Annotated in this window: 12 protein-coding genes; 5 read left to right on the forward strand and 7 right to left on the reverse strand. The window is 62.8% G+C overall.

What is annotated here, in order from left to right:
• Nucleotides 1-12: 12 nt before the first annotated feature.
• The 4 genes from phnE to SZ64_RS01420 form a co-directional block, all read right to left on the reverse strand.
• The gene (phnE, locus tag SZ64_RS01405; protein WP_054529196.1) at nt 13-1020 is read right to left on the reverse strand and encodes a phosphonate ABC transporter, permease protein PhnE; all 1008 of its coding nucleotides are present in this window, start codon (nt 1018-1020) and stop codon (nt 13-15) included.
• Complete coding sequence (locus SZ64_RS01410) at nt 1017-1823, reverse strand: phosphonate ABC transporter ATP-binding protein (protein ID WP_054529197.1); 807 nt, start codon at nt 1821-1823, stop codon at nt 1017-1019. The genes phnE and SZ64_RS01410 overlap by 4 nt, the downstream gene beginning before the upstream one ends.
• Nucleotides 1820-2752 (reverse strand): phosphate/phosphite/phosphonate ABC transporter substrate-binding protein, encoded by a 933-nt coding sequence (locus SZ64_RS01415; RefSeq protein WP_054529198.1) that lies wholly within the window; start codon nt 2750-2752, stop codon nt 1820-1822. Before SZ64_RS01415 ends, SZ64_RS01410 begins: the two co-directional genes overlap by 4 nt.
• A gap of 160 nt (nt 2753-2912) precedes the next feature.
• Complete coding sequence (locus SZ64_RS01420) at nt 2913-5072, reverse strand: TonB-dependent receptor (RefSeq protein WP_241772956.1); 2160 nt, start codon at nt 5070-5072, stop codon at nt 2913-2915.
• Nucleotides 5073-5398: 326 nt separating this feature from the next.
• On the opposite strand from SZ64_RS01420, the gene SZ64_RS01425 reads away from it, so the two are divergent.
• Nucleotides 5399-6307, forward strand: coding sequence for a MurR/RpiR family transcriptional regulator (locus tag SZ64_RS01425; protein WP_241772957.1), 909 nt, complete (start codon nt 5399-5401; stop codon nt 6305-6307).
• On the opposite strand, the gene SZ64_RS01430 is transcribed toward SZ64_RS01425, so the two are convergent.
• Nucleotides 6308-7087 carry an HAD-IA family hydrolase gene (locus SZ64_RS01430; RefSeq protein WP_156313413.1) on the reverse strand — a complete coding sequence of 260 codons (780 nt, stop codon included), beginning with the start codon at nt 7085-7087 and terminating at the stop codon, nt 6308-6310.
• A gap of 284 nt (nt 7088-7371) precedes the next feature.
• On the opposite strand from SZ64_RS01430, the gene SZ64_RS01435 reads away from it, so the two are divergent.
• The 4 genes from SZ64_RS01435 (at nt 7372) to SZ64_RS01450 (ending at nt 12103) form a co-directional block, all read left to right on the forward strand.
• A complete protein-coding gene (locus SZ64_RS01435; protein ID WP_054529200.1) occupies nt 7372-8037 on the forward strand; it encodes a PilZ domain-containing protein in 666 nt (221 codons plus the stop codon).
• Nucleotides 8038-8113: 76 nt separating this feature from the next.
• On the forward strand, nt 8114-9598 hold the full coding sequence (locus SZ64_RS01440; RefSeq protein WP_054529201.1) for a thymidine phosphorylase family protein: 1485 nt from the start codon (nt 8114-8116) through the stop codon (nt 9596-9598).
• Nucleotides 9598-10485 (forward strand): ribose-phosphate diphosphokinase, encoded by an 888-nt coding sequence (locus SZ64_RS01445; protein WP_082384382.1) that lies wholly within the window; start codon nt 9598-9600, stop codon nt 10483-10485. The genes SZ64_RS01440 and SZ64_RS01445 overlap by 1 nt, the downstream gene beginning before the upstream one ends.
• Nucleotides 10486-10495: 10 nt before the next feature.
• Entirely contained in the window at nt 10496-12103 is a 1608-nt protein-coding gene (locus SZ64_RS01450; RefSeq protein ID WP_054529202.1) for an MBL fold metallo-hydrolase, read from the forward strand.
• Nucleotides 12104-12142: 39 nt separating this feature from the next.
• On the opposite strand, the gene SZ64_RS01455 is transcribed toward SZ64_RS01450, so the two are convergent.
• Both SZ64_RS01455 and SZ64_RS01460 read right to left on the reverse strand, forming a co-directional pair.
• Entirely contained in the window at nt 12143-12817 is a 675-nt protein-coding gene (locus tag SZ64_RS01455) for a phosphoribosyltransferase family protein (protein ID WP_054532033.1), read from the reverse strand.
• A 96-nt stretch (nt 12818-12913) separates the two neighbouring features.
• The gene (locus tag SZ64_RS01460; protein ID WP_054529203.1) at nt 12914-13351 is read right to left on the reverse strand and encodes a MarR family transcriptional regulator; all 438 of its coding nucleotides are present in this window, start codon (nt 13349-13351) and stop codon (nt 12914-12916) included.
• Nucleotides 13352-13362 lie beyond the last annotated feature (11 nt).

The raw sequence follows: 13362 nt of genomic DNA on the forward strand, positions 1-13362 counted from the left end.
CAGGGGATGGGATCAGAGGAAGCGTCGCCTCAGCCGGGCCGAAATGTGGTCCAGCACAAGCACGACAAGGAAGATGGCGATCAGGATCGTGCCGACATGGCCATATTCGAACATGTCATAGCGACCCTTCAACTCCTGCCCGATGCCGCCACCGCCCACGAGGCCGATAACGGTGGCCATGCGGACATTGCGGTCGAGCACGTAGAGCGTCGCGCCGATGAATTGCGGCATCACCTGCGGCAGCACGGACAGGCGCCAGATGGCCAGCTGGCCCGCGCCGATGGCCGCTAGCGCCTCTTGCGGGCGCGGATCGGCATTTTCCATGTCGTCGGCATAGAACTTGCCCAGCGCGCCTGCGGCGTGAAGGCCCAGCGCCATGAAGCCCGCAATCGGCCCGAAACCATAGGCAATCACCAGAAACAGCGCGCTGATCAGTTCCGGCACCGCGCGCAGGAAGCTGACCACAGAGCGGGCAAGGAAACGAACGCCGCCTTGCCGGGTGATGTTGCGCGCGCCCAGCATGGCCAGCGGCAGGCCGAGCACTATGCCCACCAGCGTGCCCCACAGGGCGATTTCCAGCGTCTCGAGAATCTTGATCGCGACATGGCCCACATAGCCCAGCGGCCGGACCAGATAGGTCTTCGTGACGGGCCTGGCCTCAAGCTGCAGCGTGGCCGGGTTGAGCGTCTGTTCGGTGGAGCGGACTTCTTCCAGATAGGCAAAGGGCGGCAGATGGCCGGGATCGAAGTGCTCCATCCGGGCCACGTCCTGCCGATCGGAAATCTGGATCGGGAACAGCCGGTCCATCACATTGCCCAGACCCTCGCCGGCCCCCGAATTGTTCGCCACCCCCGTCTTTTCGAGCAGGGCAGTGCCGGTGAGTGACAGCATCTTGCCGACTTCCACGCGCTGCCCGGTGAAGAACAACAGGGCCAGTGCGGCGATGACGATCAGCACGGTCTTCGTGCCGAAGGGCTGCGGATAGGCCCATGCCTGCGAGCGGAGGGAGGCGACAGTCATACGGCCTCCTTCAGCGGCAGTGGCAGAGGTGCCGTATCGGCTTGCGCTGCAGGTTCCGCCCTTGCGTAGATTACCGCCAGATCGCGTTCGCACAGCGCATCGGGCGGCCCGTCGAAGATCACCCGGCCGCGATGCAGCGCCACGATCCGGTCGGCAAAGGCGCGTGCCAGATCGAGCTGGTGCAGGCTGCACAGCACCGTGGTGCCATGTTCGCGCGCCTGCGCCTTGAGCAGTTCCAGAACTTCGCGGCCAAGCGCAGGGTCGAGGCTGGCCACCGGCTCGTCCGCCAGAATGATCGCCGGATCGGCCATGAAGGCACGGGCAAGGCCGAGACGCTGCTGCTGCCCGCCGGAAAGCTGTTCGGCCCGGCGGCGCAGATGCGCCTCTTCCAGGCCGACCGCCTCCAGCAAGGCACAGGCCTTGCGCTTCAGGGCTTCAGGATAAAGGCCCGTCAGCACGCGCCAGAGTGGAAGCCGAGCAACCGCGCCGGCCATCACATTGGCCGCCCCGCTCGATCTCGAGACGAGGCCGAAATGCTGGTGAACCATGGCGATGCGGCGGCGCAGGCCGGGCAGGGACCGTCGATCGACTTCCTGCCCGCCGATCAGCACGCGGCCCTCGCTCGGCGTTTCCAGCCCGTTCACACAGCGCAGCAGAGTGGATTTGCCCGCGCCGGAATGGCCCAGCAGCACGCAGAACTGCCCGGCGGGAACTGCCAGGTCGACGGTATCCAATGCACGCGTGCCGTCGGGCCAGCACTTGGCCAGCCCTTCGAACCTTATGTCGAGACCGGCGGCACTCACCGTTCGGAGGCCTTTTTCAGGATCTCGCCCTTCATCTCGTCGGTCACCAGCGCCAGTTTGCGCGCAGCACCGTCGAACTTTTCGGGCGGGAAATGGGCGTCGTAGCCATCAAGCTTGGCCCCGGCATAGCCGCGGATCATTTCGGGCTTGATGCCCGGCGCCTTGGCAACGCCTTCGAAGGCATTGCGCAGTTTGGCCTTGGTTTCTTCCGGCAGGCGGCTGTTCACCACCAGCGGCGGATAAGGGATCGGCTCGCTGCGGGCGATTACCTTCACATCCGTTGCGCCGGGCACACCTTCGCGCACGGCCTTGTCATAGGAATCGAACGACAGTGCGGCGGCATCGACGCGGCCCTCGATCAGCGCGGCAAGGCTGTTAGCATGGCTGCCGGTGAGGCGAAGGGCGGAAAGATCCTTCACCGGATCGACCCCGGCTTCGATCATCATGGCCAGCGGATAGGCGAAGGACGAGGTGGAGTTCACATCGCCGAAGGCGGCGCTCCTGCCCTTCAGATCGGCAATCGTGCGGATCGGGGAATCCTTGCGGGCGAAGATGCCTGCATAATAGATCGATTGCCCGTCCTTCACGCCCACGGCGAGAAGCTGGGCGCAATCGCGCTCTTTGGCCTGAAGATAAGTGACCGGGCCGACAAAGGCGATGTCGGCATTGCCACTGCACAGGGCCTCCACCACGGCGCCGTAGGATTGAGCTACCTTGAGATCGAAATCGATCCCGGAGCTTTTGCCGACTGCGTCGAAGATCGGGCGGTAATCGGCCAGAGTGCCGCTTTCCGTGCCGCCATCGGCCGGTATGAGCAGCACCTGCAGCGGGTGTTTCTCCGCCTCGCCGCCCTGGTCGGAACAGGCCGCAAGGCCCAACAGCGCCAGCGCAAAAATGCCCTGCAAAGCTTTCTTCAACTTGAGTTTCATGATCCCATCCTCCTGGACAGACGCACATCCTGCCGGGCCGCTAGGCCTGCGGCATGACGGGCGGATGAAACTGGGTTGAATGTGGCGGTCAAAGGGCGGATTCTTCTGGAAAAATGGGGTGCCGGGCGGGAGATGAGGGATATCCCGCCCGGCGATGGGGTCAGAAGCTCGTCGAGTAGGAGACGAACACGCTGCGCGGCTTTCCTTCGAACGGATAGCCGTAGTAATATTCCGGGCTGCTGGTCGTGATCTCGCCGCGGACGAAGGCCTCGCTGAAGCGCATGTTGCCGTAGCCGTAGCGTTCGGCATATTTCTCATCGAGGATGTTCACGAGACGCAGCTGGAAGCGGTGCTGCAGGTCATCACCCGCCCAATAGGCAATCGACCCGTTCATCACGAAGTAATTGCCGAAATTGTGGCGAAGCACGCCGCCGACGCCGCCCGTGGCCCATTCAGGCCCCTGGTAACGGGGGAACAGGCTGACGTGGAAACGCTGGTCGGGCGAGTTCCAGTTCAACGTACCCTGGATCATGTATTCGGGCGTTTCGTTGATCTGCAGGTCTGAACCCTTTAGATGTGCGCTCTGTTTGGTGAAGCCGAGGTTGAGCACCCATTCCTTGCCGATCGCCAGATCGAGATCGGCAGTGATGCCGCGGATCTGGGTGACGGCGGTGTTGTTGTAATAGGTGTTCGGCGTCAGGCCCGAAGTGCCCTGGATGCGGTTGGTGATGTCCGTGTGGAACAGGCCGGCCTCGATCCGCAGATTGGCGCCGCCCAGGTCCTTCTGGAAGCCGATTGCTCCATTATAGGTCTCGGTCGATTCCGGCTTCAGGTCGGGGTTGCCAACGGTGGTGGCGCTTTCGGCATAGAGTTCGTTGGTCTTGGGCAGGCTGTACGACGTGCCGCCATTGGCGCGGATGTAGAACGCACCGATGGGCTGACGCAGGCCGAACTTCCAGATGAACTTGCTGTCGAACGCCTTGGAGAAGTCCAGGCGGCCTGCAAGACTGATGGCGGTGTTCGGGCTGAAGGGCAGCACGGGACGAAGGTCCGCATAGATGCCGGTCGTGGTGTTCCAGTCATTGCTGATCGGGAAAACCGGATCGGAATCATTGCGATAGGACGTGCGCTGCGCCCCGAACACGGCTTCGCCGACATTTTCCAGCGTCACCGTGTTCCGCAGGTTCAGGCCGTATTCCATGAAGCCGCTGACCTTGGAATCCGCGCCGAAGCCCTTGTTGGCGTAGGGGATCGAATGGCCGGTGGCCTTGCCGAACGCGATCGTCTTGCCGGTGTCGGGGTTGATACAACCGGCGGGCTGGCGACAGATTTCGGCATAGGTTTCTGTATTGTTGAGCTTGGGATTGCTCCAATAGGCCGAAAATTCGGTCAGAACCGCATCCGACCAGCGGTGCGAGATGCCGCCATCAATGATGGGATAACGCACGCGGTTGGGCGAATAGGTTTCATTGTCCGGGAAGGCATCCTGGAACTCGATCTGGGTGTATTGGCCGTTGAGCGTGATCTCGGTCGCGTCGCTCGGGGCGTAACGGAACTTGATGCCCACATTGTTGCGGTTGAGCGGGTATTTCTGGATGGCGCCGGCAGCGGCCACATTGTCCACGAAATCAGCGGGATTGAAGATGCGCGGGCCATCGGTGTTCTGCGAGCTGCCATAGACCATCACGCCCAGCTTGCCGTCGCTGTCCAGCTTGGCCTGGGCATTGCCCCACAATTCGCGCGAATTGAACGAACCGTAGCTGGCGCCCAGTTCCACCTTGTTCTCGCCGGTGGGGCGCTTGGTCTTGATGCTGACCACGCCGATGCCGCCGTTCGAGCCGAAGAACAGGCTGTTGCCGCCACGGAACACTTCCACATGGTCGATCATGTGCGGATCGATGGTGGTGGTGCCCCAGATTTCCTCCAGAGCGGGGCCGCGGTCGTACAGGGGCACACCGTCGAGCACGACCAGAGTGTCACGGTCGCCGCCACCATCGAGGCGGATGGTGTATTCGCCTTCGTCCGGCGAATAGCCGACATTGGCGCCCTTGATCAGGAACTGGGCCAGTTCGGCGAAGTTGCTGGCGCCGCTGGCTTCGATTTCCTGCGAGGAGACGATTTGCACGTAATTGCCGAACTCGGCGGCTTCTTCGGCTACCTGGGAAGCCTTCACGGCCTCGCCGGTGACGACGATGGCGCCTTCGCCGGGCGCACCTGCTTCGGCGGCGGCTTCTGCATGCGCCGGGGCGGCCGTGAAGGCGGAGCCTGCCGCCAGCATCGCCAGAATATGCGCGACCGAATGATAAGAGCGTTTGTTCACCGCTAGTCCCCTGAAATGGTTTGTCCCGAAGCGGGGAACCGGACCGGCCGCGGTGTTGCCCCTCGGGCATCAGCCGGTTGCGATTCGGTTCCATCGCCTGCGGGCTGGCCACTATGGGGTCCATGTGACACTTGAATGAAAAACACTCATTTCAATGCGAGTCATAAAGTAAGAAAAGCGCACTTCGGATTGAGATTTCGGCGCCGCTGAAGCGCGCAGCCTGCGGAAATCGCGGGGCTTTCCGGAATTGAGTGCTACTCAATGCTGGCGGTATCGTTGTTGAGCATGCATGGTGCACACGCGCAAAAATTGTGAAGGGGGCAGAGGTGGCAACTAACGGCAAAGGCGTGAAGACGCCGAAGGGCAGGGCGTCTCAGGCGGACAACCGCCCCGTCGAAAACGCACTGGGGCGAATCCGCGTTGCTCAGCCCAATATGGCGAAGAGCGCCCAGCGCATTGCCCAGTTCATTCTGGAACGCCCGGAAGAGATCGTCGGCATGTCCGTGACGGAGCTTTCCGAGGCGACAGGAGTAAGTGAAGGCAGCGTGATCAATTTCTGCCGCTCCATTGGCCTGTCCGGCTTCCAGCAGATGAAGCTCAGCCTTGCACAGGAGATCGTCCAGCCAGTCCAGTTCATTCACGAGGATCTGGAACGCAATGACGACATGGATACGATCTGCCGCAAGGTCTTCCATTCGGGCATTCAGGCATTGCGCGACACTTTGTCCGTACTGGAGCCGGACGCGCTGGAGCGGGCGGTTGGGGCCGTGCGTGGGGCCAAGCGAGTGGAGATCTATGGCATCGGCTCCTCGGCGCCGATCGCCGAAGACACGCATTACCGCATGCTGCGCATCGGGCTGGACGCACGGGCGGTGACCGACAGTCACGTCCAGGCGATCAGCGCATCGCGCTGCGATCCTGACGTGACCACGATCACAATCTCTCACAGCGGCGCCACGCATGAGACGGTGGCGGCAACGCGTCTTGCCAGGGAGGCTGGGGCGAAGACGATCGTGATCACCAACTTCGCCCGGTCGCCAATTCAGGCCTATGCCGACATCGTACTGTTCACAATGGCGCGCGAGACCCGTTTCCGGACCGAGGCGATGACCAGCCGTATCGCGCAGATTTGCGTGGTCGATGCATTGATCGCCGGTTTGGCCCTGACGGATTACGATCACGCCACCGATGTGCTGAAGAAGACCTTCGACGTCTTGTCGATCAAGCGCTTCTGACTATTCGGCGGCCAAGGGTTCCAGCAAATCGTCCATGCGCAGCCGAGAGTTGCCGCCGATCAGGATCGGGCGGATTCCGAATTGCAGTGCGCCTTCACCATCGGTTTCGGGATTGTCGCCGATCATCACCGCTTCGGCCGGGCCTATGCCCAGATGTTTGCAGGCCCGATCAAACAATATCGGACCCGGCTTGCCGATCATTTCAGGGGCGGGGGCGTATTCGCCGGCGCAAGAGAGCAGGGCGGCGAGCAGCGCGCCGGTTTCCGGCACCAGTCGCCCGCCAACTCCGGGGTGGGCCCGGTCCGCATTGGCAACCACCAGCCTTGCTCCGTCGCGCAGCGCATTGGCTGCGCGTTCCAGTTTGGCATAGGTGAAGCGGGGGTCACGCATCAGCAGGACGAGATCTGGCTCTTCGCGGACGAGCGGAATGCCCAGATCGAGCGCATGGCGCCGCATCGCGGTGGATGAAAGCATCAGCACTCGTGTGCAGCCGCTATCCCGCACGCGATGAAGGGCCTCGATCCCCGCGGTGAAGATGCGCTCTTCCGGAATTTCCAGGCCGTTGCGTTCAAGAATACGGACGAAATCTTCCCGCAGATGGGTCGAATTGTTCGTGATGACAGCCACGCGTTCCAGATGCCGGGCGATCAACCGCGCGGCGGACGGCAGAATCCGGTTATTCACCGCGACACATCCGTCCCAGTCGAACAACAGGCCTCTTGCGGCCTCAAGCGCCTCGCGTTCTGCCCAGCCAGATTGGGCCAGCCCCTCCAGAGACAAGTCACTCCCCCTCGATCGCGAATCTGGGGCGTCTGCCTAGTTTCAATTCTACCTTATGTAAATATGAGTATATTTCATTTTTTGAGGGGGTGCGTAATCCGCCCTCAATCTCTGTGAGTTGACCGGGCATCTGGTTGCACAGGTGAATACGGCGCCCAGGTCAGGGGCTTGCCTGACCGGATGGTTAGCGGCTTGTTAAGTTTGATACCGTAGGTTTCGTTTACCATAAACCGGCGCACCAAACGCGGCCGAGGGCCAAACCCGGCCGATGGAAGGAAAGTGCGATGCTGGCGCCGATCGAGACGAATGCTGCCAAGTCGAGGAGCCTCTCCGAGCGGCGCAGCGGCAAGCGGCACCGGCTACTGATGCGGGTGGCGAAATTGCGCTGCCTGAGCGGCGAATATGCGTGCATCGTGCAAGACGTGTCGCAAAGTGGCACCCGACTGCGCCTGTTCCACGCCCATCCGCCTGAAACCCACATGTTCCTCGAGCTCGCCAATGGTGAACTCTATGCGATGGAGCGGCGCTGGATTGACGGCGAGTTCTCCGGTTTCCTGTTCTCGGCGCAAGTCGAAGTGGAGGAATTCACGCGTGAATCCGGTCTTGGCGCCCGGCGGCCGATCCGCCTTTCGTTGCAGCACGAGGTCTCCTTCATCGCCGATGGCCAGCCCGGACAGGCATTGATGCTGAACTTTTCCGCTCAGGGTGCCTGCATTGAGGCGGGGCGTCAGATTCCGGTCGGCCAATTGCTGAAAATCGGGATGCCGGGGATGGAACATCGCTACGCCCATATTTGCTGGCGGCGAGAATATCGTCACGGCATCGCCTTTCAGGAAGCACTACCATTGCCCGATTTCGCCCGGCTGGCGCATTCACTTCAGCCCTATAGCGACGGGGTAGGGATCATGCAGACTATGGTGGAGGCGGGCGAGGCGATCCTGCGCGCCTGACAGGTTCTGGCCGGCGACGGGTGACACGGCTGCGCCAACTGCCTAAAGCCCGGAGAATAATTCCAAGGGCAGAGCGATGCCGAAGATTCGGCGCATACCGATTGATACCCATCCGGAAAACACGGCCTTCCTGCTGCGCCATGGCAATCACTATTCGCCAGAGCAGTTTCAGGCCTTGCGCAAATTGCGCGTGAAGGCCGATTGCGGGGAAATCCTCGCCACTCTGGCGCTGGTTGACGATCCGGCCATTGTCGAGCCGGGTGAAATCGGCTTGGGCGAACAGGCCTTCCGCCGACTTGGCCTTCCTGAGGGCACGGAAGTCAGTTTCGAACAGGCGCTCGCTCCGGACAGTCTCGAATATGTTCGCCGCAAGATCGGCGGCTACACGCTGGGCGAGGGGGAGATTACCGCCATCGTGCGCGACGTGGCGACCCACCTCTATTCCCCGATGGAAATCGGCGCCTTTCTGGTAGCCTGCGCCGGTTTCATGAGCACTGATGAGACTTTGGCCCTGACCCGCGCAATGATTGCCGTCGGCAATCGCCTCCACTGGGATTCCCCATTGGTGGTGGACAAGCATTGCATCGGCGGGATCCCGGGCAACCGCACCTCGATGATCGTTGTGCCCATCGTTGCTGCCCATGGCCTGATCTGCCCCAAGACCTCCTCCCGAGCGATCACTTCGCCATCCGGCACGGCCGATACGATGGAAGTGCTGGCCGATGTGGATCTTACAGAAGCCCGGATGCAGGAGATCGTCGCGCGGGAAAAGGCAGTGCTGGCTTGGGGCGGACGGGTGAACCTTTCCCCGGCGGACGACGTTCTGATCTCGGTCGAACGGCCATTGCGGCTTGATACTTTCGAACAGATGGTCGCCTCGATCCTGTCCAAGAAGGTTGCTGCGGGATCGACCCATCTGGTGATCGACATTCCTGTCGGGCCGACTGCCAAGGTCCGCAGCCAACGCGATGCGGTTCGGCTGCGCAAGCTGTTCGAATATATTGCCGGCCATCTCGGTCTCGTCACCGATGTGATCTTTACCGATGGCTCCCAGCCCATCGGGCGGGGTATCGGTCCGGTGCTGGAGGCGCGGGACGTTATGCAAGTGTTGCGCGGCGATCCCGATGCGCCTGTTGACTTGCGCGAGCGTGGACTGCTGCTTGCCGGGCACGTGCTGGAGTTCGATCCCGCACTCAAGGGCGGGGAAGGGCATGAACGGGCCCGTGAATTGCTGGCCAATGGTGCCGCGCTGGCGGCGATGGAACGGCTGATAGATGCACAGGGGAAGCGGACGGAGCATATCGGGCCGGGGGCGAACTTCCATGAGATACTCGCGCCGCGCGGGGGCACTGTGGTGGCCATCGATTGCGAACGGATCGCCCGCATTGCCCGCCTTGCCGGCGCCCCGATGGACAAGGGCGCGGGCATAGATCTGCTGCATAAGGTGGGCAGTTCCGTTACCGGCGGCGAGCCGATTTATCGCATTCACGCCAATTCCGAGACGGGATTGGGCTTCGCGCGCGATCTCGCAGCGGAAAACTCAGGCTATGGCATCGCGTGATGGAAGGCACGATCTTCGCTTTTCCCGAAGGCAGGGATGCCGCGATGCGGTTGGCCGGGGAATTGGGCATCGGTTTCAGCGAAGTGGCTCTGCGCCGCTTCCCTGACGGGGAGAGCCTTGTGCGCGTGGAGCCGACGCAGGGAGTTGCGTTGCTCTATCGTTCACTGGACGATCCCAATGCCAAGCTGATCGAACTGTTTCTGGCTGCGGCAACCCTGCGCGAGAACGGCGCGCGCAGGCTGATCCTGATTGCACCTTATCTTGCTTATATGCGGCAAGACGTGGCCTTTCATCGGGGCGAAGCGGTCAGCCAGCGCGTGATCGCGGGGATGCTTGCGGAGCGTTTCGACGCGGTCCTGACTGTGGACCCGCATCTGCATCGGATCCATTCTCTGGAAGAGGTCATGCCTGACACGGAGGCGGTCGCCCTTTCCGCTGCGCCTGCCCTTTCCTCTGTGCTCGCCGATGCTGACTACCCGCTGTTGGTGGGGCCGGACAGCGAATCCCGCCAATGGGTGGAGGCAATCGCCGCGCCGCTAGGGCTGGATGTCCTGGTGGGAGAAAAGCTGCGTAGCGGCGACCGTGAAGTGGCGATCCGCATTCCGGGTGTCGAGCGGGCGGAAGGGCGCTTGGCCGTGTTGGTGGACGATGTCGTTTCCAGCGGCGCGACCCTGATTGAGGCTGCGCGCCTGCTGCGCGAGGCAGGTGCCGCACGGATCGAGGCGCTGGCGACGCATGGCCTTGCCCGTCCGGACGATCTTGCCCGCATGGCTGAAGCGGGCATCGCCGCCCTGCGTTTTACAGACAGTGTCGGTAAGTCCGACGGGGCGATCCCGCTTGCCGCGTTGATCGCCGCAGAAATCCGCCGCCAGCGCTGGCTGGGCTGACAGGAGTGCTATGTCCGAACATCCTCTTTCGCTGACCTTCCATGGTGCCGCGCGCACTGTCACCGGCTCCTGCATGGAGTTCCGGCGAGACGGGCAATCGCTGCTGGTGGATTGCGGTATGTTCCAGGGCTCTCGCACGCTGGAAAACCTCAATATGGGGAACTTCGCCTTCGATCCGGCGCGCCTTCCCGCCGTGGTGCTGACCCATGCTCATATCGATCATAGCGGATTGCTGCCCAAACTGGTGGCTCAGGGCTTTTCCGGCACGATCTGGTGCACCGGGCCGACGAAGGATCTGCTCGAGCATATGCTGGCCGATGCCGGGCGCATTCAGGAAGCGGATACGGAGCGGCGCAACCGTCGGCGCGACCGCGCGGGCGAGGATGCGTTCGAGCCTGCCTATACCGAGCGCGATGCCATCGCTGCATGGAAGCTGTGCCGTGCCGTCGAACTGGAAGAATGGTTCGAACCTGCACCGGGTTTCCGCGCGCGGCTGTGGAATGCGGGCCATATCCTCGGCTCGGCCTCGGTCGAGCTGGAGGCGGGCGGCGTCAGGGTGATGTGTTCGGGAGATGTCGGGCCGGAGAACAAGGCCTTCCTGCTCGACCCGCAAGGCCCCGCCGGTTTCGACCATGTGATCTGTGAATCCACCTATGGTGACCGGGAGCGGGAGAAGGTCACGATCGAGGAGCGGCGCAAGCTGCTGGAAGCGGAAGTGCGTGCGGCGATGACGCGCGGCGGCAATCTGGTGATCCCTGCCTTCGCGCTGGAGCGGACGCAGGAATTGCTGCTCGATCTGGCTTACCTGCTGCGCGAGGGTGCGATCCCGAATGTGCCGGTGTTCATCGATTCACCGCTGGCAAGCCGGACCACGGCAGTCTTTGCGCGCTATGCGGCAGGGCTTGAAGATACGGGCGGGGTGAATGTGTTCGAACATCCCTCGTTCCACTTCGTGGGTGACGTATCGGAGTCCATCCGGCTCAACTCCGTGTCCGGTGCGATCATTCTGGCGGCTTCGGGCATGTGCGAGGGTGGCCGGATTCGGCATCATCTGGTCCACAACCTCCATCGGCGGGATTCCACCGTGCTGTTCGTGGGCTTTCAGGCGCAGGGATCGCTTGGGCGTGTCATTCTCGAAGGCGCGCCACGGGTGCGCATTTCCGGGGCGGAAGTGCGTGTTCGGGCGCAAATTCGCAGGATTGACCACTATTCCGCCCATGCCGATCAGGGTGAACTGCTCGCCTGGATTGCGGCGCGGGCGCCGATTTCCGGCAGTCTGATCCTGGATCATGGGGAGCCGGAAGGGATGGAGGGCATGCGGCGCGAGTTGCAGCGGGTAATGCCAGACCTGACAGTGCGCCTGCCTGAACTGGGCGAGACTTACGGCCTTTCCCCGGGCAAGCCCGCCAAGCGTATCGCGACCGGAAATATCGAGGCGCAGCAGGCGGTTGGGCGGGATTGGCAGAATGAATATGCCGCCTTTGTCACCGGGCTGAAGGGCGAACTGGCCCGCATCCATGATGAGCGCCGGCGTGAAGAGGCACTGGCTCGTCTGCGTGAAGTGCTTGATTCATATAAGGAATTCAAGGACGGCAAAAGGGAGGCTCAAGGCGCCTGAAGGGGTGCAGAACGGCACCCAATGATGCCTGACGGGTTCTCACGCTGCCCCTAGGGCATCCCTCCCGCGCGCCTTGGCCAGCAAGTCGATCACTTCGGCGTCTTCGGTCTGGGCGAAGTCCCCATAATGCGCGCCGACGGCATAGAACGGCTCAGGTGAGGAGAGGCAGACAATCTGCCCGCAAAGCGGTTCAAGCTGCCACAGGGCCGAACGCGGGGCGACCGGCACGGCAAGCGTAACCGAAGCTGCGCCGACTTTCGCCAGCGCCTTGAGGGCGGCCTTCACCGTGCCGCCAGTGGCGATCCCGTCATCCACCACCACGACATTGCGTCCGGCCAGGGGGATGGGATCGCCGGTGCGATAGGCGGCGCGGCGGCGCTCTATCTCGGCGAGCTGGCGTGCGGTCTCCCGCTCGATATAGGCAGCGTCGGCGCCGGTCAGGCTGGCGGCTCGCTCGTCGATCACGATCTGCGGTGCGGCGCCGTCAACCAGCGCGCCGATGCCGTATTCCTCATGCCCCGGTGCGCCGATCTTGCGCACCAGCAATATGTCCAGCGGAGCCTTCAGCCGCCGCGCAAGCTCGAAGCCCAGCGGCACGCCGCCGCGCGGCAGCGCCAGCACGACCGGATCGGCAAGGCCAAGCGGCTCGATAGCATCGGCCAGCAGCCGCCCGGCTTCCCGGCGATTGGCGAAATAATCCTGCCGCTGCTTCATGCGCTGCCTCCCGGCAAGTGGCGGGGGAACCTGCAGGCAATAATAACGCATGGCCGGCTTTCTGGCCAGCGCGGGGCCAAGCCGCGCTAAAGCGCGTCAGTCGGCCGCATCTGCCGATTTGAGGCTGGCCGAAGCCTTGTTGAGCAGCCTGAGCAGCGTTGCGCGCTCATCATCGTCCAGCGTGCCGAAAGTCTGGTCGATCAACTGGCGGCGCAGCGGCTCGGTCTTGGCGGCTGCTTCGAGTCCTTTTTCGGTCACGTTGATGAATTTGGCACGCCGGTCATCCGGGTCGGGCTTGCGTTCCACCAGCCCGTCACGCTCGAGTCCGTCGATGGCTTCGGTCACCGTGCGGGGGGACTGGCTGAAGAAATCGGCAATGTCGGTGGCGCGCAGCGGCCCCCTTTTCTGCAGGCAAAGCAGAAGCTTGGTCCGCGCGAGCGACGCGCCCTGATCAGCCATGCGACGATCCATCGTCCGCATCAGCTGCAGATAGAGTTCCGCATAGGCGGAGACGAGAGGCTCCAGTTCCGACATTGTTGTGGTCC

The organism is Erythrobacter sp. SG61-1L (assembly GCF_001305965.1).
Lineage (GTDB): Bacteria > Pseudomonadota > Alphaproteobacteria > Sphingomonadales > Sphingomonadaceae > Andeanibacterium.